Raw genomic sequence first — 21,188 nt, 5'->3', positions numbered from 1 at the left:
CTTTTCATATAAATATTATTTTGCACCACCAACATAAATAATATAGGCCATAATAGTGTAAGGCGGAATGACATTTACATTATGCTCATGCTCTCCTGAAGTTAAACTGAGCTTATGAGAGTGTGATTTTCCAGAGCCGGTATGTCCGGAGTCAGTGTACCAAACACGTCCATTATCTTTGCTACAATAAATTTGCCAATATCCATTAGCGGTAATTTCATTATTAATTGAATATTTTGAAACTGCAGATTGTGACAGGCTTAAACCAAGGTCGTGGGTGTGTGACGGGATCTGCTCCACAGTTAGAGATGTATCACCTGTATTCCCAGTAATGCTAACAGTAGAAGTTGATGTATCAACCATAATTTGTTTAGTAGTTTGATTTCCTGATAATTCACGTGAATTAGATAAATTACAATCATCTAATTTACCACCTAAAACAAATCTATCTATAAGATTAGGTGTGTTATTATTCCCATCGCATAACAACCATCCATTCGGTATAGAGCTTCCATAAAAAAGTATAATTGTACCAATAGGTAAATTAACCATATAACACCTCTTATTTAGTTACATTATTTTTAGCGTAAGATATTTCATTACCATGTGTTTAAATTAAAAATTATCGATATAGCCTCTTTAAATAAAAAACATTAATCAATCCAAAACTATAGAGTTAATGATTTTGGAAAATAAAATTTTATATCATATACACTATACGCTCATCAATTAGCATATATAAAAATATTTTTGGTGGTTACTTATTATTATTGTGTATTTTTCTTATTTTACAAATTAAAAGGTCAAAAAAAATTATTCGTTGAATATTAGCTATTAATTGATGATTACTTTTTTAAAAGCAATCTTAATTTGAAAGAAATAAAGCCAATTAAACCATTTAATAATGAACATTCCATAACGATATAGGTTTAATTGCTCAATGGAACTAAAATTCGCTATGTATTCAATGTGTGGTTTTTCATGATAAGGGAGTATAAACGGGAAGCCCAAAAATTTTATGGACGGTTTATGGTAACTTTACTCCTGTGAAAATATCATTCTAAGTTATTGCAACTTAAAGCAACTACCGTCAATCGCTTAGAGTATGAAGTTGCAGTCAATATTCCTATTTCAATAAATATCACAAAATAAGCGTTTGTAAATAATTCTGTTTATTTATCCTTCAACAAATGAAACCGTTTAGATAGCCTCATGAATACATGTTTTGCTTTCCCTAATGTTTTGATTATTTATTATTCGTCACAAAATAAATTTGTCTGAATACCGATAAGGTCTTCTCATCGATACTCTTTCCTGCATTATCGGGGGGATGCAAAGTAGGAAGGCACTGTAGCATTTTACTTGTTCTTTCATGTTTACTGACAGGGTGTAATGCCATTCAGCATAACTATAAACTTCTCATGTTACTCAATGCTCAGCGCCCTTCTTTAAATGAAAGAACTAATTTTTCCAGCCTAAACTCTTTTTCTTCATTCTTTTAAATTCGTTCCGCACATTTTCAATTATATTTATTTGCCCTTTTGTCGGCTCACCCTCTAACATGATGACTTTCTCCAATAATGATAGGAATGTCTCAACCATTGCGGGCGTAAACTGAGTAATACTTAATTTCAGTATATGAGGGATACTTTGATCAAAGTTTATTTCATTATGTACAAGGTGTGATGATGAAGAAAACAAATCCACCGCATCTTGAGTTTCTAGATTAAAATTCTCTATAAACAGGTTAATAACCGTTTGTTTTTGTTCACGGGATATTTCACCTTCCTGCTTCAATGCACCAACAATAATGACCGCAGCGGCTTCCGTTGCCGTCGACAAATTATAGATTGGTTTTACCCCATATTGTTTTTGCCACTTTCTCCGTCGGGCCCAAGTAAATGGATTAAAGGAATTAAGGTCTACACCTGAGTTTTGTAATGAATGTAGCGCCCATACAAGCGCAGCTAATGCTGAAATTGCTGCTATAATAATATGCATACTAAGACCTATCCGATATCCTTATGACTTTGTTGTTCAATTTATCTTAAATTAGATGCAATAAAAAAGGGATGATGCTTAATGGAATGGGTTCACAAGTTAAGCTCTTTTTCTTCATAAGTCAAATTATTATGGGCAGAAAAATGTGAGGTAAAAGTAACGAAATTAAATCAAAAAATATACACAATATTCACACACTGTTTGTTAATCGATTTTTTAGACCAAATTTTGTCTACATGTGAAGTGTACGTTCTTCGTCTGTATGTCCAGACTAGCTTGACTGCAGTTCGACACCACCTGCCTTGTTGAAGATTTACTTGCGGCTACTTTAGTACTAGTAGCCGGTATTTATTTCATGGAAAACAATTGTGCTGTCTTTGTTTTCGATAAAATAATATATGTACTGCTCAATACCGTTATCATAAGTTATCGTTAATCTGAGTTTATTAGGTGGTAACCACTTGTAAATTACCTCGACATTTTCAGTCTGATACTCAACATTATTTTTAGGCAACTGGTTTTTAAGTCGCTCTTGACGATATAGATTAGCTTTGTACGTTGTATAAATCTGTGCAATTTTTTGGCCTTTAAACTCGCAGAGATATTGATAACTTCCGTTAAAGACCAAATCTTCACTCATATTTAGGCAGGATTCATAGAAATTTTTTGATTCAGTGCTTAATTCATGATTTGAGGCATACCCATTACTTATTACGGCTAACGACACTAACACCCCTACTTGGATGATCAACTTCTGCATCATTATCTCCTTATTTTCCTTCTTAATTATCTCGTAGTTTAACCATGTTAAGAAATGCAGAATTAAATGTTTACAAAGCGAAGAGCTTTACTTTTTTGATATGATAAAGATGAATAAATTACATTGATCTACAGATGACAGCTTTCACGCTCTCTAATCTACCACTGTATGGTGATGGTATGCTGAAAGCCATACAGGGGCGAACAAATTAAATATTAGCTGTCAATTATCAAAATTATTAGAGATTAACGTTGTAATATCATTAGGATATATTATTTCGTTGCTCCGGGTTAGTTCATCTAACTCCCACCAATAGTAGCGACTAATAACAGATTTTTCGTTATTAGACCATCCATTAGTGTGGATCTCTTCTTCATTGGAAAAGACGATAAAAAAGCGCTCTTTTGCTAGCACCGTTTCGCCACTGGGAAGTGTCATTTCAAAAGTTCTTTGTGAAACACATTTTCCAATATTATCCCTGATAATGCCGGTTTCTTCTTTCAGCTCTCTGATAGCCGCTTGTTCAAAAGATTCACCATGCTCAACACCACCACCTGGCGTTGCCCAGTATGATCTGCCAGCTAAAGCATCGTTCGTATGAACAAAGCGAAATAGTAATACTTGTCTAGACGAATTAATAATCAGTAATCGGGATGAACACCGAACACGCATAGCTGATATGACCATAGTGAGTTAATAAGATATCACAGCTTAAACAAATAGTTATGAATGTAAAGCGAAATCAATCGAGATAACGGAATGGTTTGTTTATAAAAAATAACTATCATTTTAGCTTTATTAACGAGTGGGCTTGACATAAGAAAAGCGACATTAGTCATAATACTACTAAACAAGCCTGAGATTTCAATAATACATCTTCTATGTGGTTCTTTAAGTGCTCTATTGTGACATTATGGATCCATTCGCATTGATGTAATGCTAAAAAATGAGATACTGACAAATAGAAAAACTTTCACTGATTTAACTATTTTATTTTTCAGGAAGCTACTATATGCATCGTAACATCATTTATATTGCAACGAGCCTAGATGGTTATATAGCAGATGCAAATAACCAATTAGATTGGTTATTCTCTATCCCTAACCCAGGTCAAAACGATATGGGCTTTTCGGATTTTATGCAAAGAATTGATGCTGTTGTTATGGGTCGAACGACTTTTGAAACTGTATGTGGTTTTGATGGAGAGTGGCCATATGATAAACCAGTGTTTGTCTTGTCGAACTCAATCAGAGAAATACCAGTAAAACTCATAGGGAAAGCTGTTCATTTAGTGCGTGGCGAGATTAAAGATGTAATAAGCTCAATACACTGCGCTGGGTTTAAAACGCTTTATATTGACGGAGGTTCTGTTGCGAAACAGTGTTTGGCAGAAGATTTAATTGATGAAATGATAATCACTATTGTCCCAATTCTGTTAGGTGATGGAATACCTTTATTTGGTAATATGAAAAAACCGCTACAGTTTATTCATGTTAAATCAGAGCGTTATTTTGACTATATGGTTAAGAATACTTGGCACCGCCAGAGAAAATAATTTTGTCAATGTCGCTTTACATATTCGAATTAGAACTATCTTTATTTTTCTGTCGAATACTCGATGTGTACGGCAAAGTCCTCATCATTTATGAAAAATGAAAACAGTGAATTTGTCTGTATGTCTGTTATGCGCCACTTCTTGGTTTGTTGAGGATGTGATTAAATATCATAGAACATTAGAGAGTTATATCTCAGTGCTTTTTGACGCAAAATTTACCCTTGATGCCTTAAAAGAGCCAAAAGTCATAGACTCAGCTCTGACAGAAAAGCGGGAAATAGCTATTTTTAACTGCGAGTGCCCGCTTAATTTTAAGTGCATATCATTAATTTTGAATGCCATACCTTTCACTTGAAAACTCGAGAGTTTCTAATTTTTAAGGCGAAAATAAGCCTCTCATCAGAGGCTTTTCTATTTCTCGGAAACAACAGCGCTTTAGCACATGATAATCACGCTAAATAAACTGAACCATAAGAACTAGAGCAATGGCAGCATGATCACAAAAGCAATTTCAAGCACTGTATTAAAAATAGCGAGTTGTAAAACTAATCGAAGAAACAAGGGGTAGCTTCATTTTTTATTTAATATTACTAGTCGTACAAACTATCCTTTGTTACTGTTTTATTCCAATTTAATATATAAAAAAATTTTTTATATTGAAAGTGACATTTTTAAATTGGAATTATAGGAAAGGCAACACATTAAGTAATATTCTTTTTTACAACGCGAGTCATTACCCCCCTACTTTCTTGATAGAATAATAACATCAAGAAAAATAATAGCTTTCCATAATACACACCTATGTGAAAGACAGTTTTTTTGAAGCGCAGTAAACTATAACCCCATCCGAAATATCAAAAATTACATATCGTAATTATTCACTTAATGTATCCGTTTATTTTCTAGCTATATGCTGATTTTGATATAATATAACTATATATAAACAATCAATCATTTATTTAATCATTAATATGAAAATGAAAATTCGAGTAATATAATAAATATCGAAAGATTATTTATTATAAAAATAATTATATCTTTCATATGTATACTAAATTTAATGAATAAAAACATATAAAAAACAATCGATTGATAGAATAAGTGTTTATACCTATTAAGATTTTTCTTATTCCAGCAATGATTCACTTATTTAATTATTAACGCGGTTAAATTGTGCATTAAAATTTAACTAAGCAGAAAATGAGTTTTTAAAGTATTAAAGATTCATATTTCATTTTAACTTTACAAATAATATGAGAGGATTTTATGAAAGTATTAACACTAAAAGAAGTTAAGTTAGTTTCTGGTGGTACTTTTAATATCTGCAAACCATCTATTAGTAATGTTCAACCTATAACTCAACCTACTGTTTCGGCTACTACAGTGCCATCAGTAAGTGTTTCAGTGCCAAAAGTAACAGGCTCTTCAATATCAACGAGTAAAATTAGTTGGTCCTATAATATTGATGCTTCTGGTAGCACTGTTAACTCTATCAGTATCACGTTTTAAACCTAAGTAAAATAAAGCAACTATTCAACTTGCTTTATTTAAAAAGAATGAGATGTAGCTAAATAATGGACAAAATTTAGCTAACAAATCATAAATTTTAATTTTATATCAATATGAGAGAAATATCATGAAAGAATTAACATTGAAAGAAGTTAAATTAGTATCTGGCGGCACTTCTAATGCTCAAGCTCCTGCTCCTGCTCCAGTAGTAAAAGGCGCAACAGTACCTGGCATTTATGGATCTTATAACTTTAGTGCTATTGGTAATAATAACAGTACCTTCAACGTTACGTACTAAGTATTAAGTCTTAAACCTAAAGGAAAATAAAGCAGCTATTCAACTTGCTTTATTTAAAAAGAATGAGATGTGGCTAAATAATGGACTAAAATTTAGCTAAACAAATCATAAATTTTAATTTTATATCAATATGAGAGAAATATCATGAAAGAATTAACATTGAAAGAAGTTAAATTAGTATCTGGCGGCACTTTTAATCTCTGCAAGCCACCTGTTACAACTACACCAAAAGTTAGTGTTCAACCCTCTGTTCCAGCTCCAGCCCCAACTCCAGTGGTAAAAGGGGTAACAGTAACCACCACTGTCATTAAAGATTCCTATAATTTTAATGCTATTGGTAACAATGGTAGTACTTTTAACGTTACTTACTAAGTATTAGTTATTAAGTATTAAATACTAATAGAGCGGCTATATCAGTCGCTCTATTTTAAATAGAGGGTGATTATGAATGGTATATTTAGAGAAGAAGCATTAGAGTATAAAAAAAGTCGATGGACAGGTAAAGCTCTAATTATCTCAAAAATCCCATTGTTATTTTATATTGTAATATCAGTTTTTTTTATTTCTATAGCATTATTTATGTTTTTGTTCCTAGATATTACTAGGAAAGAAACGGTTATTGGTGAGGTAATATCAAAGAAACAACCTGTAAATATATCCGTAACGCAACAAAGTATTGTTATTAAAAAATTTGTTAATGTCGGTGATTATGTAAAAAAAGGACAAAAAATATATCAACTAGATATTAGCAAGGTAACAAAAAATGGGAATCTAGGTGTTAACACAGTTAACTCCATTAATTATCAAGTGGAAAAAATTGATGATATAATTAAAAAGACAATAGATAGCAAAGAAATGACAAAAAAGAATATAGAAACACAAATAAATTTATATAAGAAGTCTAATATTCAAAATAAAGACATGGAACTCGCTATTTTAAAAAGTCTCAATGAAGCTAAATTGAGTTTAGATAATTATAGGATTTATTTGAAAAAAGGAATGATTAATAAAGAACAATTAACAAATCAAAGTAACATATTTTATCAGCAGCAAGTGGCTTATCAGGGTATAAGAAACCAAATAAATCAAGACTCTTTAATGATATCAAACTTAGAAAATGACTTAAAGATAAAGATGGCTGATTTTGATACTCAAATATATAAGTATGAATCTCAAAAAATAGATCTTCAAAAGCAGTTATCTGAAGCAAATGCAAATAATACTTTATTTATTCTGTCACCAATTGATGGTTTTATTGATACTTTAAATGTTAATGAGGGGCAGCTTATTGACCCTGGAGAAAATATCATAAAAATAATTAGAAGCGATGAATCAGGGTATCAATTGATTTTATGGGTTCCAAGTAGTAGCGTCCCCTATTTAAATGTAAAGGACAAAATAAAAATACGCTATGACTCTTTTCCTTACCAAAAATTTGGACAGTTTTCAGGAAGTATATCTATGATATCAAAATTACCCATTTCAAAAAATGAAATGTTATTATATTCCAGCTCACCAGTAAATTTACAAAGCTCTTTTAATACATCTTTTTACAAAGTAATAGTTGAATTAGATAATCAAAGCATAAAATATAAAAATAAAAAATTGTATTTATCCAACGGTTTAAAGGCTGAAGCTATATTATTTTTAGAAAAACGGCCTCTTTATCAATGGGTGACATCATCGTATTATGACTCTAGCGTTTCTGAAGGTAAATAGCATGGTAGATATTAATTTTGTTTTAGATAGATTAGATCTTAAATTCAAACGAAGAATACCTAATATTATTCAATCTGAATCATCAGAGTGTGGCTTGGCCTGTATAGCCATGATCTGCAGATACTATGGAATGGAAATAGATTTGGTTAATCTAAGAAGAGAATTTGGGATTTCATCTCAAGGAGCAACACTTCAAAGCTTAATTGAAGCTTTGATAAATTTAAATTTAAAAACAAGAGCATTATCAATTGATATTGATGAATTAAACTTAATGAAGAAACCCTGTATACTGCATTGGAATATGAATTATTTTGTTGTATTAATCGCAATTAGGAATAACAAATTCATTATTCAAGATCCAGCGATAGGTAAAAGAACAATCAATATTAATGAGTTTTCAAATAGTTTTTCCGGTGTAGCCATGGAAGTGTGGCCTGACAGTAACTTTAAGAAAGTAAAAAAGATTTCCAGGTTAAATATAAGGACATTGTTAAACAACATAACGAACTTTCCTTCATCACTATTAAAAGTATTGTGCTTATCATTTTTAATTGAGGGACTAAATATTGCATTTCCTATAGGAACCCAGTTAATCATGGACCATGTTGTAATATCTAGTGACTATAGCCTACTGGCACTAGTGATACTTGGTTTGTTTGTTTTCACATTACTCAATGCTGCGTTGAGATTTGTTCGGGCATGGGTTTCTTTATTTATAGATACATTGGTCAATGTTCAATGGAAAATAAGCTTTTTTGATTACTTAATGAAATTGCCCCTTGACTTTTTCGAAAAAAGAAAAGTTGGGGATATCCAGTCACGATTAGAATCATTAGATTCACTACGTAATACTCTAATAAACAATATTATTAATGGAATAGTTGATGGAGTAATGGTCATAGGGCTTTTTATAATGATGACCTTGTATGGCTCAAAGCTAGTCTTAATTGTTATGGGATTTACCCTATTATACATTGCACTAAGAGTTTTAATGTATAATAAATATATTAGATACGCTGAAGAATATATTGTTAAGAGTGCAGAAGCGAATTCCCATTTTACAGAGACAATTTATGGTATTGCCTCTATAAAATCATTAGGTCTAAGTCTATCCAGATCAAAGAATTGGTTAAACTTAAATATTGAAGCCATTAATTCGAATATTAAAAATACAAAACTAAGCATGTTTTTTTATGGGGCGAACTCACTAATATCATCTATAGATCATATCATTATCTTATGGATTGGTTCACTAATGGTAATGGATAACTTAATATCATTAGGGATGTTTGTTGCTTTTAATATTTATCGAAGTCAGTTTTCAGAGAGAGCTGCGAACTTAATAAATATGCTATTGGAAATAAAGATGCTAACTCTTCACTGTGATAGAGTATCAGATGTAATTTTTACAGATACTGAAAATTACCAGCCCAAAAACGCGTTGATTTTACCCAATAAAAGCATGGATATCCGCATTGATAAGATATCATTTAAGTATGATGTTCACTCAATGGAAATTTTCTCTAATTTAAGTTTTTCTGTAAAGGCTGGTGAGAGTGTGGCCATTGTAGGCCCTTCCGGTATGGGGAAAACAACTTTAATGAAGGTTATGTCTGGATTGCTAAGCCCTACAAGTGGAAATATTTATATAAACGATATAAATGTAGATACGATAGGATTAAATAATTATAGAGACAGAATAGCATGTGTTTTGCAAGATGATAAGCTATTTTCTGGCACTATAGCAGAAAACATATCCAGTTTTGAGAGTGTTAAAGATGATAAAAGAATAGTTGAATGCGCTATTTTATCTAATATACATGAAGAAATCATGAAAATGCCGATGGGATATGAAACGATGTTAAGCGAATTAGGTGGTAGTTTATCTGGAGGACAAAAGCAAAGACTAATGATAGCTAGAGCATTATATAAACAACCGAGCATATTATTTTTAGATGAGGCGACAAGTCATTTAGATTTAAAAAATGAAGCTTATATCAATCAATCTATCTCATCATTAAAAATAACTAGAATCATAATTGCTCATCGGGAATCAACAATCGCTAGTGTAGATCGGGTACTTAACCCCTGGGAGGCTATAGCAAAGTTAGAAAGAAGGAGTCAAAGAGACGTTTCGAAAATTAATGATTGATTTTATCCGTTGAACGGGAGAGATAACGTCTCAAAAAATCTCATAACTGCGTTATTAGTTATGATGATTAATTAATCGAATATAATCTTCATTGGGTTGAAAAATGAGCTCTAGCTATGATTTTCTAAAATATTATTGATATGAATTGTTATCTACATGATTGATAAACATGGCAATTTATCACCAATAATAGGCTTAATGACTGACTTTTATTTTCAGCTCATCCAGTGGCAATTTTTTATCAAAAAACCGAATATTTAAAAAATGAAAATTTGTATTATTGGCCCTTCAGGGGCAGGAAAAACAACGGTAGCAACTCAATTAGCAAAAGAACTCTCTTTGCCAGTGTATGAATTTGATGCTATTTATTGGGATATGACAGGAAATGAATACCGTAAAAACTCAGAAGAATTCATTAAATCTCAGATTGAAATGATTTTAAGTACTGATAGATGGATTATTGAGGGAGCGTATGATAAGCGTCTTTACCCTTTTCTTCTCGAATGTTCCATTATTTTTAGGATGAATGTGCCTTATTACTTACGTGCTATTCGTTTAGCCAACCGATTTTTAATCAGTACAATTATGCGAAAAAAGCCTAAAGAAACACTCTTAAATACAGTTGAGTTATTGCGTTTTTCGAAAAAATATGATCAACGTTTAAATGAGTTTTTAGCTTCACACAATGCGTTATCTTCTAAGGTCATCCCTATCAAGAATATTTCTTTATGTAGGAAAATTTTAAAAAGTGAGCTATAAAATTCATTATATTATAAATTATGTAGTATGGTTTGCTTGATTAACTGAGTTTAGCTTAAATTAAAAGCCAAACCTGCCAATTTTTTATCGAAATTGTTGGTTTCAATATATTGATATGTAATACCATCGTATCAGTTAAAAATGTTCTCTTTTTTAAAGAAGCATATGAAATCTACTTTATCTGGAAGCTCTGTAGCGCCTATCCTTGTTTGTTGTTACGAGTTGTGTTTATGGTTAATTGGCTGACTTAAGGTAACTTGATTTATATTACTGTGCGTTTATTTGTTTAAGTTTAGCTTCAACAAATTGCCGTAAACGACTATTTGCTTTTGTAGCAATGTCACCTCTTTTTCTGCATCAGATTTATTATTTTTATTGCTACAGTGCCAATATGCACTCTAAAGCTGTTTTGACTGTATTCTTTTTAGTCCGGAAACTAATCTCATACCATTGGGATTTACTGGGAGATGTAAATTCATTAATGACCATTTTTTCAGTTTTTATGGCACATAATGCCCATATAGTTTGTAGTAGAGACCAGAGAATTGCGAAGCTAGCGAGAACCGATACAAGCTGAATATAAATGTTATCGACAACTAATGTTTGTTTAAAAATCAGCCCAATAAAGAAAATTTGAATAAATAGCTTAATAGATAATGCTTTGAAAATAAAACTAACTCCCTGATTTTTAATCGCAAAATAGGGATTTTTCAAGTGTTGACGTTGCTCTTGAACTGGGATCCCTCTTATATAAACCATCCATGTTGACGTCTCACTATTTCTAAGGATAAGGCCTTTTTCTTTTAATCCGTGAATTTTAATAGAGAGCAATACAGCCCAAATTAACCCTAAGAATATTAGGTATAAAATAAAGCCAGTCACGTTATAAAAAGAAATGACTAACGCAATAATAATCAACAAAGTTAATTTACTTGAGTACAGCCAAAATGGTGCAACTTGATAGTTCATTTGATGTCATCCTAATGTCGAATTACTTTCTTGGCCTGATTTTTTATTCATCACTCGTTATAACTGAGAATATTCATTAATGCATCACTTTATGAATATTTTTATGTTGTTAGCACAAGCATTGTGCGGATGCGCTCTATTTTCTCTATCATGACAAGAAGATTTTTGTAGGTTAGAGTTACAAGCGCTAGAATAGTCACATAATATGAAGCAATAATAAAATGACAGGGGAAAATATGATCATATTAGTCACAGGAGCAACTTCAGGTTTTGGCGAAGCAATTACGCGTCGCTTTATTCAGCAAGGAGCAACCGTTATTGGAACGGGTCGTCGTACAGAGCGACTAACAGCACTACAAAAAGAATTAGGCTCGCACTTTCACCCTATTACTCTTGATGTAAGAGACCGGAAAGCAATTCAAAATGCCATTGCAGGATTACCAACAGCACTAAAAAATATTGATGTTTTAGTGAATAATGCGGGCTTAGCGCTAGGTATAGAACCCGCATTCGAGGCTAACCCTGACGATTGGGCAACAATGATTGATACGAATACGAAAGGTTTAGTCAATATGACCTACGAAGTATTGCAAACTATGGTTGCCAATAATCATGGCCATATTATTAATATCGGCTCAACAGCGGCTAACTGGCCATATAAAGGTGGTAATGTTTATGGCGCCACTAAGGCGTTTGTTAAGCAATTCTCATTAGGACTACGGGCTGACCTCCAAGGCAAAAAAGTCCGAGTAACTGATATCGAACCTGGATTAGTTGGCGGAACAGAATTCTCTAATGTTCGTCTTAAAGGTGATGATGATAAAGCAGCGAATATCTATAAAGGCGCGGATGCACTTACACCTGAAGATATTGCTGAAACGGTTTACTGGGTAGCGACATTGCCTGCTCGTATGAACGTCAATACACTTGAATTGATGCCGGTTTGTCAAACCTTTGCTGGTTTAACTGTTTATAAAGAGGCGTGATTTTTCGTACTTTTCTAAAGGAATTTGCGCTATATTTGTGTTTATATTGTCGAATAGAACTAACTTTGTAAGGAATTATAATGAGCTCATCACTAAAGTTTGTTAAGCAAGGTCTAGCGGCGGTAGTGTTTTGCCTTCCTTTGTTGGGGCTTTCTTCAGCAGCGCATGCAGGGAATGTTAACTGCTCAGCAGGAAGCACTTGTGTTACATCGGGAAATGTTGATAGTGTTTTGACAAAAGAGCAGGCACGCCAAGAAAAGGAACAGTGGGATCAAACACGGAGTTTACGTACAAAAGTAAATTCCCGTACTGAAAAAGAGTTTGATAAGGTTGACGCTGCATTTGATGCAAAAGATGCCTGCGAGAAAAGTCTTAATTTAAATGCTTATTGGGAGCCGAATACACAACGCTGCCTAGATGTAAATACAGGACGCCCATTAGCTCGCCCATAACTCATTAAACCCATTAAGGAGTTATTATGAAGAAAAGACTTATATTTCCAGCGCTATGCTTACTCGTTGCTCCAGTGTTAGCACAAGCATCATGTGAAAGTGTTATTGAAGAAATTAAGCAGAAAATTATTAACAATGGCGTTCCTGCCGATAATTTTAGCTTAGTTGCTGTTCCAAATGATGAGGCTGAACAAGCGCAAGGGCAAGTTGTTGGCCATTGCCAAAATGAAACATATAAGATCATTTATACTCGTCATTGATCAATAAAACTCAGGGCGCTATTATCAGCGCCCTTTTCAATCATCCTCGATAAGCTACGCATATTCGCACATAAATGCTTTGATCTTATCTTGATCTAAATAGTGACATAGCGTTTTTTCTTCCGGTCGTAATAAATACGGAATTTCGCCTAACAACGGTGCCTTTAAGTGTTTTTGTAAGCGATTAATGATCTGGGCATAATGTGCCAACCCTGGATTGATACGGTTTGCTATCCAACCGATAAGCGGCAAACCATCGGCACGTATTGCATCTGCAGTCAGTAATGTATGGTTTACACAGCCATGCTGGATGCCAACGACAAGTATAACGCCGACTTTTTGTCCTTTTAGCCAATCAGTATAAAATGTGTTGTCATCCAATAAATAGCGCCATCCCCCATTACCTTCGATAACAACGGTGTCGCATTGACTATTTAAGTTTTCTAGTCCTTGTTTAATCTTATTGAAATCAATACAGTTTTCTTGGCTGTAATTATCTTTGATTTTAATTGGATTAACATCATCGTAGGATACAAGTTGTTGTGACGCCCCATGTATTAACAAAGCATCTTTATTCCGCATACCTTCCGGTGTATCAATACACTTATCAGCGATAGGCTTATAGCCTACAGCTTTAATTCCTTGGCCATTAAGAGCCTGCAGTATTGCTAACGTGGAGACTGTCTTCCCGACATCCGTATCTGTCCCGGTAACAAATAGATTCATCATAGTTATTTTCTATCCTGAAGTGACAGACGACTGCATACATGTTGCAGTGAAAAATGATATGGAATCAGTTTATGGGAATGGGTAACTCTTAAGTTTGCGTTAGCTCAATTTTCTGTTTAATAGCAAAAATTTTATTAACTACTGTTAACCTTGCAGTAACTGAAGTAATAAAGAACCATCATATAATGCTTGTTGAACTAATGCAGTTTCACTCTCTTTTTTAGTAACTTCAGATTGTTCAATGCGTAATTCACCACGATATAGAGGAATAGACTGCGAATGGCAATATTGATGTAAAAGTGAATAAAATACAGAGGAAATCCGATTTAGCGGAGAATTGATTAAAATTAATTCGGTGCCGAAGATATTAATGAGTTGACCGAGCTGTTTGGCAAGTATTTGCGCTATATCATTGAGTACATGTAAACAGAGTGGATCTTGGTCTTCCACAGCTAAACAAAAACTATCGATAGTCATGTCATGATTGAAAAATGAGGATGATGGGTATAAATGTTGTAATTCCACGGCATGTTTTAAGATAGCCGGAATAGCGATTGCCCCTTCTAAGCAACCAATACCACCACAATAACAAGTTTCCCCCGTGTTTTGTGTTTGTACATGCCCAAAATGTATCGCTCGTCGCGTATGACTATCTAATGCAATGCCGTTATTGATAATTGCAGCGCTAACAACACAATCAATTTGTAAATAAATGATGTTTTTTGCTGTTCTTTTTTCGTACAAAGAAAAATAATCGGCTAGTGCTAACGCATTAACATAAGGCTGTATATAAGTCGGTAGCCCAGTTTGTTCCGTTAAAAAATGACCAAGTGGTAAATTATCAATGTCGTAATAAGGCAAAGCATAAATTACACCAGAGAAAGGCTCCACCAAACCATCTAAAACAATACTAATGGCCGTAACACGCTCTAAATGGCGTGAATATGTCGCAAAAAAATGGCTAATTAATGATGAGAGCGTATTGGAAAATTGCTCATTACCTTTAACGTCAAATGGATAGTCTTGTTCTACGATAGTTTGTGTATTGATCTCTTTTAATGAAAGGCTAATAGAGTTACAGGCAAGGCGGATAGATAAAAACTGCCACCCTTCACTTTCAATGACTAATCCAATCGCGGGCCTACCTCGCAAGCCGAGAACGGGAAACTCAATTTCTTTAACTAAATGGGCATCAATGAGCTCGCGCGTAATTTTTGTGATACTTGCGGGTGCCAATTGTGATTGTTTAGATAATGCAATCCGAGAAATTGGCCCATATTGATCAATCACACGGTAGACAATACCTGTGTTTAGTTGTTTGATTTGATCAATATGACCCGTTTGGTTTTCCATAATTCAGTGTTAAATCCCGTTATAAAGCAGTCAGTTATTATGCGTAATATAGAATGCAATTACTCCGATATACATGTTATTTGTGATTTGAATCACGTTATTTAGCCAACAATATTTTCAATCAGTAATTCCGTTAATTTTTTTGCAGCAGCAGGCAATGCTCTACGCGTATTGTAGACTAACCAGACTTCCGATGCGGCTTCAATATTTGAAAATCTGATGTATTTTACACCGTCAATTTTCATACGGGTAAAAGATTCTGTGATAATCGAAATTCCCATACCTGCAGAGACTAAACCTAATATTGTCATTGCTTCCCCTGCCTCTTGAGATATTTTGGGCGTCACGCCAGCGGAAGTAAGCAGATTATGGATCTCATCATAGAGAGCTGTACCTACCTCTCGTTCGAAAAATACTAATGGATACTCCGCCAATAGATGAATGTCGACACCTGTTTTTTCATATTTTAATAAGGGATGGCCTTCATACACAGCAACCATAAACGGCTCTTTAAATAGAAGTTGGTAGTTTAGCTGCTCAGGGAGTTCGGTATTACGCATGATCCCAATATCAATACGCCCTGTAAGTAAGGGGGCAAGTTGCTGTTTTGTATTCATCTGATGCATATGGATAGCCACTTCGGGATATGATTCACGATATTGACGTAAACTCATGGTCACTTTATTCATAAACGGCGTCGTTGATGTAAAACCAATAGAAAGTTCCCCTAATTCCCCTTTTTCCATCCGTGCTGCTTTTGTAGCCGCTGCATCGACCTGGGCTAAAATTTGATAAGCCTCTTTGAGAAACATATTACCAGCAGGGGTTAATGAAACATTTCTATTGTTTCGTTCAAGTAATTTTGCGTTTATCTGTTCTTCAAGTGATTGAATTTGCTGACTCAATGGTGGCTGAGAAATGTGCAATCGATCCGCAGCTCGCCCAAAATGTAACTCTTCTGCAACAGCAATAAAATACCGTAAGTGTCTTAATTCAATAGCCATTTTTTCTTTGATATGTTTAAAGTATTATTGGTAATAATTAATATATTAGACAAAATAGTCTGAGATTTCTATTCTTTGATCGAAATCAATTGGGTTGTTATGGCAAGGAATTCTTTATGGAAAATTCATCAAATAGTCTTACGACTGAAAATACGGCTAACGGAACGCTAGATAACTCAAGCCCCCATAACTTACCGAAGAAACATTATATTCAACGTGATGATGCGTTGTATTTACGCGTCACTCTTTCTTTTTTCACTGTCGGTTTAGCAACGTTTGCGTTGCTCTATTTTGTACAGCCTATTTTGCCAATGTTGTCAGAGGATTTTAATGTTTCTCCCGCAACGGCTAGTCTTTCCTTATCATTAAGTACCGGCTTGATGGCGCTAGGGCTGCTTATTACGGGGCCAATATCAGATGCAATTGGGCGAAAAAATGTGATGGTAGTAGCGTTAACAAGCGCCGCACTATTTACTTTGTTGAGTGCTTTTATGCAAAGTTGGCAAGGTATTTTAATTGCAAGAGCACTTGTGGGTTTATCTCTAAGTGGCGTCGCAGCGGTTGCCATGACCTATCTCAGTGAAGAAATTCACCCGAGTTATGTCGCATTATCAATGGGCCTCTATATTAGTGGTAACTCTATCGGTGGAATGAGTGGCCGTCTTGTTACAGGGGTGATTGCTGATTTCTATTCATGGCGCGTTGCTGTAATACTATTAGGGGCACTCGCTTTAATTGCCGCGATCAGCTTTTGGCGCCTATTACCACCATCACAACATTTTCGAGCAAGCTCTTTAAAACCAAAAAATTTATGGGTCAATCTGCGTCTTCATTTTCGAGACAAAGGTCTACCATGGCTGTTTATTGAAGGCTTTGTTTTGATGGGCGGGTTTGTCACTATGTATAACTATATTGGTTATCGTTTACTGGAAGCCCCCTATCATTTCAGTCAGGCAACAGTAGGTATGCTATCAATAATTTATTTAACAGGAACTTATAGCGCATCTAAATCGGGAAGCTTAACTAACAAGTTTGGGTTAGGTAAAGTTTTAATCGCTGCTTTAGTTTTAATGTTAGCGGGTATATTGTTAACACTCTTTTCTAGTTTTTGGATCATTCTGTTTGGCATGACGGTGCTAACAACGGGCTTCTTTGCTGCCCACTCGGTCGCGAGTAGTTGGGTTGGTCATCGTGCTAAACGAGCAAGAGGTCAAGCATCTTCACTTTACCTATTCAGTTATTATGCAGGCTCAAGTATAGCAGGGACTGTAGGCGGGATCTTTTGGTTTCAGTTTGGTTGGTCTGGTGTAGCTTGGTTTATTGCAGGATTACTCATTATTGGTATGTTAATCGCTTACAAGTTGAAAGTTAGCTGTTAGGGTTTGGTAATACTTACCAAATGATGGAATTTATTTTGCACTTTTGTTTAAGTGAAAATGTTGTCCTCAACAATTATGAGGACAACAAATGAAAAAACGACTTTTATTACTTCCCTTCTTATTCTGCTTTTCTGCTATCACATTGGGACATGGTTATGTAGAAGAGCCTAAAAGCCGAGCCTTTTTGTGTAAAAAAAATCTAAATAGCAATTGTGGTGCAATACAATACGAGCCGCAATCGCTAGAAGGTCCTAAAGGTTTTCCCCTTTCAGGGCCACAAGATGGACAGATTGCAAGTGCAGGTATTCCCCGTTTTGCTGCTTTGGATGAACAGACGTCAGCTCGATGGGTAAAAAATATTATCACAGAGCCTCAGCAAACCTTTAAATGGTATTTAACAGCAAGGCATGCGACAGCTAATTGGCAATACTTTATTACTAAGCCTGACTGGAACCCCAACTTACCAATAACGCGTGAACAATTAATCTTAATACCCTTTTGTCAATATGCTACCCCTTCACGACCAGAAACCATTGTTGAGCACCAATGCGTATTGCCAAAAGAAAATCGTGGATACCAAATAGTACTTGCTGTATGGAGTATCGCTGACACTGAGAATGCTTTTTATCAGGTGATTGATCTCGATATCAAATAAAACATATGCAATAAAGGGGGGATGTCGCCTCTCCCTTTTCTTCCTAGTTAACTTATTTATTTGCACAATGCTTGATGTTTGTTATGATTAATTTAGATACAGTATGTTGTAACTAATTAGGGGTGTTGCATAATGAATAATGCCAAATATGACCTTATTGAAGGCTTTAACCGGTTAGAAAGTAAAATAACGGAACTTAGCCAATTGATTGCTGAGCAACCTTCTATCTCTGCGACCATTTTTCGTCTTCCGGATGTCATGAAAGGAGAAGAAAATAATGAGATTAAACAAATCGACGTTGAAAAAATAACAGGTAAACTTGCCATCCAACATGCTATCGAACATTATAACCTATTATTTATTCATGATAAATCAGAACTCACCAGTAATAAATCAGCCGTTAGGTTACCTGGCGCGATCTGTATTGATACCCCCTATTCTACTTATCAAACTTTTCGGGTCTTGCTAGATGAGATCAATGAATTAAAAATACAGATAAAACAAATAGTCACTCAAAAATCAGGGGTTGATGAATCGCAACGTTTTGAATTTATTCATGATACACTGCATGGTTTACTGACATTAAATACCTATCGAACTCTAACCTACCTTACTGATATCGATACCATAAGGTTTGGTTGGGCAAATAAAAAAGTCATAAATAAAATGACAAAAGAACAGGTGTTGAGCAAGCTGCAAGGCTCATTGGAAAGTGGGCGCCAACCATTGGGAGTTGCAAAGGAAGAGTGGTTGAAACAATTAGAGCAAGAAATTCTATTGATCAGCCAATTAAATAATGACGTAGTACTTAAAACACAACGCCCCGTTAAAGTGCAACCTATTGCTCGTGTTTGGGATAGCGCCCAACAAAAACAAACTCAGTTCGCTTGTGCCAACCCTTTGCTCATTTTTGCGGTTGAAAAATCACTGACTGATATTGTGATAGGTAACCTACCCGATTACCATGTTGATAACATTGCGATCCGTAATCGACCAAGGTCTAAGCCTGTTGAGCTACTGATACCCCGCTTAAATTTATATATGGAAATATAAAAAAACACCTGCCATTGATGAGCAGGTGTTTAAATATTCAGTTAATAAATTAACTGATTAGCTTTTCATGCTGCCAACCATATCTTCTGGGCGAACCCACTCATCGAACTGCTCAGCAGTCAGATAATTTAGTTTTAATGCTGACTCTTTCAACGTTAAGCCTTCTTTATGTGCTTTCTTAGCAATTTCAGCGGCTTTATCGTAACCAATATGTGTATTAAGAGCAGTAACCAGCATCAATGACTCATGAAGTAGCTTCTCAATTCTTTCACGGTTTGGTTCAATACCAATCGCACAGTGTTCGTTGAAACTACGCATACCGTCAGCCAGTAGGCGGATAGATTGCAGGAAGTTATCAATCACCATTGGGCGGAACACGTTCAGTTCAAAGTTACCTGAAGCACCACCGATATTGATAGCAACGTCATTACCCATCACTTGTGCACATAGCATCGTTAAAGCTTCACACTGTGTAGGGTTAACTTTACCTGGCATGATTGAGCTACCTGGCTCGTTTTCAGGGATTGCGATTTCGCCAATACCACAACGAGGACCTGACGCCAACCAACGAACGTCGTTAGCAATTTTCATCAGGGACGCCGCTAAGCCTTTTAGTGCACCATGAGCGTGAACTAAAGCATCACATGTTGCGAGTGCTTCAAATTTGTTAGGTGCAGTAACAAATGGTTGACCAGTCAGTTCCGCAATTTTTTTAGCAACACGAACCGCATACTCAGGGTGAGTATTTAGACCGGTACCAACAGCCGTACCTCCCAGCGCTAACTCACATACGTGTGGTACAGAGTTTTCAATGTGTTTTTCGCTATGCGCTAACATCGCTACCCAGCCAGAAATTTCTTGGCCTAAAGTCAATGGCGTTGCATCTTGTAGGTGGGTACGACCAATTTTTACGATGTCTTTAAATTCTTTTGCTTTAGCATCTAATACTTTGTGTAACGCTTTTAATTCAGGTAGCAAGTGCTCGCGAATAGCAACAACGGCCGCAACGTGCATTGCAGTTGGGAATACGTCGTTTGAACTTTGGCTCTTGTTAACATCATCGTTAGGGTGAATAAGACGCTCATTACCTCTTTGTCCACCTAAGATCTCGCTACCACGGTTCGCCAGTACTTCGTTCATGTTCATATTACTTTGAGTACCAGACCCCGTTTGCCAGATAGCAAGAGGGAATTCAGTAGGATGCTTGCCAGCTAATACTTCGTCAGCCGCAGCGATAATCGCATCACCGCGATCTTTAGGCAGTAAGCCTAAATCCATATTCACGCTTGCAGCAGCTTTTTTAGTCACTGCTAATGCATGAATCAACGCAACAGGCATTTTTTCTACAGATATACGGAAATGTTCTAAAGAACGCTGAGTTTGCGCGCCCCACAACTGGTCAGCAGGTACTTCAATTGGTCCCATTGAGTCTTTTTCAATGCGAGTGGCTGCCATTACTATCTCCTTAAGTACATACACAGAATAATCGGTTTTGGAATCATCAGCTTGCAGGTAAGCCGATAACACCCCCCTATAATGCCACATATTTAATTTCAATAATGCGACTTAACCGTGTTTATTGTATTGTAGTAAAA

Annotated in this window: 22 protein-coding genes; 13 read left to right on the top strand and 9 right to left on the bottom strand. The window is 35.1% G+C overall.

All coding sequences use genetic code 11. From position 1 onward, the window contains the following. Positions 1-15: 15 nt before the first annotated feature. The 4 genes from I3B46_RS10800 to I3B46_RS10785 form a co-directional block, all read right to left on the bottom strand. Entirely contained in the window at positions 16-552 is a 537-nt protein-coding gene (locus tag I3B46_RS10800) for a tail fiber protein (protein ID WP_102780530.1), read from the bottom strand. 909 nt (positions 553-1,461) lie between these two features. Further along, positions 1,462-2,001: a hypothetical protein gene (locus tag I3B46_RS10795; protein WP_004920003.1), complete on the bottom strand. Its 540-nt coding sequence runs from the start codon at positions 1,999-2,001 to the stop codon at positions 1,462-1,464. Positions 2,002-2,335: 334 nt separating this feature from the next. Then, positions 2,336-2,761 carry a hypothetical protein gene (locus tag I3B46_RS10790; protein ID WP_231405848.1) on the bottom strand — a complete coding sequence of 142 codons (426 nt, stop codon included), beginning with the start codon at positions 2,759-2,761 and terminating at the stop codon, positions 2,336-2,338. Between the two features lie 222 nt (positions 2,762-2,983). Continuing rightward, positions 2,984-3,433 carry an NUDIX hydrolase gene (locus I3B46_RS10785; protein ID WP_102780529.1) on the bottom strand — a complete coding sequence of 150 codons (450 nt, stop codon included), beginning with the start codon at positions 3,431-3,433 and terminating at the stop codon, positions 2,984-2,986. 340 nt (positions 3,434-3,773) lie between these two features. On the opposite strand from I3B46_RS10785, the gene I3B46_RS10780 reads away from it, so the two are divergent. The 7 genes from I3B46_RS10780 (at position 3,774) to I3B46_RS10750 (ending at position 10,753) form a co-directional block, all read left to right on the top strand. Continuing rightward, complete coding sequence (locus tag I3B46_RS10780; RefSeq protein ID WP_004920011.1) at positions 3,774-4,316, top strand: dihydrofolate reductase family protein; 543 nt, start codon at positions 3,774-3,776, stop codon at positions 4,314-4,316. A gap of 1,266 nt (positions 4,317-5,582) precedes the next feature. Next, positions 5,583-5,825 carry a hypothetical protein gene (locus I3B46_RS10775; protein WP_004920016.1) on the top strand — a complete coding sequence of 81 codons (243 nt, stop codon included), beginning with the start codon at positions 5,583-5,585 and terminating at the stop codon, positions 5,823-5,825. A 127-nt stretch (positions 5,826-5,952) separates the two neighbouring features. Then, the gene (locus I3B46_RS10770) at positions 5,953-6,123 is read left to right on the top strand and encodes a hypothetical protein (RefSeq protein WP_164456934.1); all 171 of its coding nucleotides are present in this window, start codon (positions 5,953-5,955) and stop codon (positions 6,121-6,123) included. 144 nt (positions 6,124-6,267) lie between these two features. Further along, positions 6,268-6,495 carry a hypothetical protein gene (locus I3B46_RS10765; protein ID WP_014656024.1) on the top strand — a complete coding sequence of 76 codons (228 nt, stop codon included), beginning with the start codon at positions 6,268-6,270 and terminating at the stop codon, positions 6,493-6,495. 72 nt (positions 6,496-6,567) lie between these two features. Then, the gene (locus tag I3B46_RS10760) at positions 6,568-7,842 is read left to right on the top strand and encodes an HlyD family secretion protein (RefSeq protein WP_040133182.1); all 1,275 of its coding nucleotides are present in this window, start codon (positions 6,568-6,570) and stop codon (positions 7,840-7,842) included. 1 nt (position 7,843) lies between these two features. Then, positions 7,844-9,994, top strand: coding sequence for a peptidase domain-containing ABC transporter (locus I3B46_RS10755; protein ID WP_163762041.1), 2,151 nt, complete (start codon positions 7,844-7,846; stop codon positions 9,992-9,994). Positions 9,995-10,258: 264 nt separating this feature from the next. Continuing rightward, on the top strand, positions 10,259-10,753 hold the full coding sequence (locus I3B46_RS10750) for an AAA family ATPase (protein WP_004920037.1): 495 nt from the start codon (positions 10,259-10,261) through the stop codon (positions 10,751-10,753). A 378-nt stretch (positions 10,754-11,131) separates the two neighbouring features. Here I3B46_RS10750 and I3B46_RS10745 read toward each other — a convergent pair whose 3' ends face one another. Further along, positions 11,132-11,722 (bottom strand): hypothetical protein, encoded by a 591-nt coding sequence (locus I3B46_RS10745; RefSeq protein WP_014656027.1) that lies wholly within the window; start codon positions 11,720-11,722, stop codon positions 11,132-11,134. 236 nt (positions 11,723-11,958) lie between these two features. Between I3B46_RS10745 and ydfG the strand changes: the two genes are divergently transcribed. The 3 genes from ydfG to I3B46_RS10730 all read left to right on the top strand — a co-directional run bounded on the left by ydfG (position 11,959) and on the right by I3B46_RS10730 (position 13,420). Next, on the top strand, positions 11,959-12,708 hold the full coding sequence (gene ydfG, locus I3B46_RS10740) for a bifunctional NADP-dependent 3-hydroxy acid dehydrogenase/3-hydroxypropionate dehydrogenase YdfG (RefSeq protein ID WP_014656028.1): 750 nt from the start codon (positions 11,959-11,961) through the stop codon (positions 12,706-12,708). Between the two features lie 80 nt (positions 12,709-12,788). Then, entirely contained in the window at positions 12,789-13,160 is a 372-nt protein-coding gene (locus I3B46_RS10735) for a DUF1283 family protein (protein ID WP_004920044.1), read from the top strand. Positions 13,161-13,186: 26 nt separating this feature from the next. After that, entirely contained in the window at positions 13,187-13,420 is a 234-nt protein-coding gene (locus I3B46_RS10730; protein WP_004920046.1) for a DUF1161 domain-containing protein, read from the top strand. Positions 13,421-13,474: 54 nt separating this feature from the next. On the opposite strand, the gene bioD is transcribed toward I3B46_RS10730, so the two are convergent. The 3 genes from bioD to I3B46_RS10715 all read right to left on the bottom strand — a co-directional run bounded on the left by bioD (position 13,475) and on the right by I3B46_RS10715 (position 16,506). Further along, positions 13,475-14,149: a dethiobiotin synthase gene (gene bioD, locus I3B46_RS10725; protein WP_004920048.1), complete on the bottom strand. Its 675-nt coding sequence runs from the start codon at positions 14,147-14,149 to the stop codon at positions 13,475-13,477. A gap of 144 nt (positions 14,150-14,293) precedes the next feature. Further along, positions 14,294-15,502, bottom strand: coding sequence for an ROK family protein (locus I3B46_RS10720; protein WP_014656029.1), 1,209 nt, complete (start codon positions 15,500-15,502; stop codon positions 14,294-14,296). A gap of 101 nt (positions 15,503-15,603) precedes the next feature. Beyond that, entirely contained in the window at positions 15,604-16,506 is a 903-nt protein-coding gene (locus I3B46_RS10715) for a LysR family transcriptional regulator (protein ID WP_036940318.1), read from the bottom strand. A gap of 116 nt (positions 16,507-16,622) precedes the next feature. Here I3B46_RS10715 and I3B46_RS10710 point away from each other — a divergent pair, with 116 nt between their 5' ends. The 3 genes from I3B46_RS10710 to tus all read left to right on the top strand — a co-directional run bounded on the left by I3B46_RS10710 (position 16,623) and on the right by tus (position 19,593). Then, positions 16,623-17,885 (top strand): MFS transporter, encoded by a 1,263-nt coding sequence (locus I3B46_RS10710; RefSeq protein ID WP_040133187.1) that lies wholly within the window; start codon positions 16,623-16,625, stop codon positions 17,883-17,885. A gap of 88 nt (positions 17,886-17,973) precedes the next feature. After that, on the top strand, positions 17,974-18,540 hold the full coding sequence (locus I3B46_RS10705) for a lytic polysaccharide monooxygenase (RefSeq protein WP_104873500.1): 567 nt from the start codon (positions 17,974-17,976) through the stop codon (positions 18,538-18,540). A gap of 132 nt (positions 18,541-18,672) precedes the next feature. After that, the gene (gene tus, locus I3B46_RS10700; protein WP_104873501.1) at positions 18,673-19,593 is read left to right on the top strand and encodes a DNA replication terminus site-binding protein; all 921 of its coding nucleotides are present in this window, start codon (positions 18,673-18,675) and stop codon (positions 19,591-19,593) included. Positions 19,594-19,650: 57 nt separating this feature from the next. On the opposite strand, the gene fumC is transcribed toward tus, so the two are convergent. After that, complete coding sequence (gene fumC / locus I3B46_RS10695; protein WP_014656033.1) at positions 19,651-21,048, bottom strand: class II fumarate hydratase; 1,398 nt, start codon at positions 21,046-21,048, stop codon at positions 19,651-19,653. Between the last annotated feature and the right edge of the window lie 140 nt (positions 21,049-21,188).

This window comes from Providencia sp. 2.29, assembly GCF_015832305.1.
GTDB lineage: Bacteria > Pseudomonadota > Gammaproteobacteria > Enterobacterales > Enterobacteriaceae > Providencia > Providencia stuartii.
Note: the sequence above shows the minus strand (reverse complement) of the source record. Positions and strands in the feature narration are given on the sequence as shown.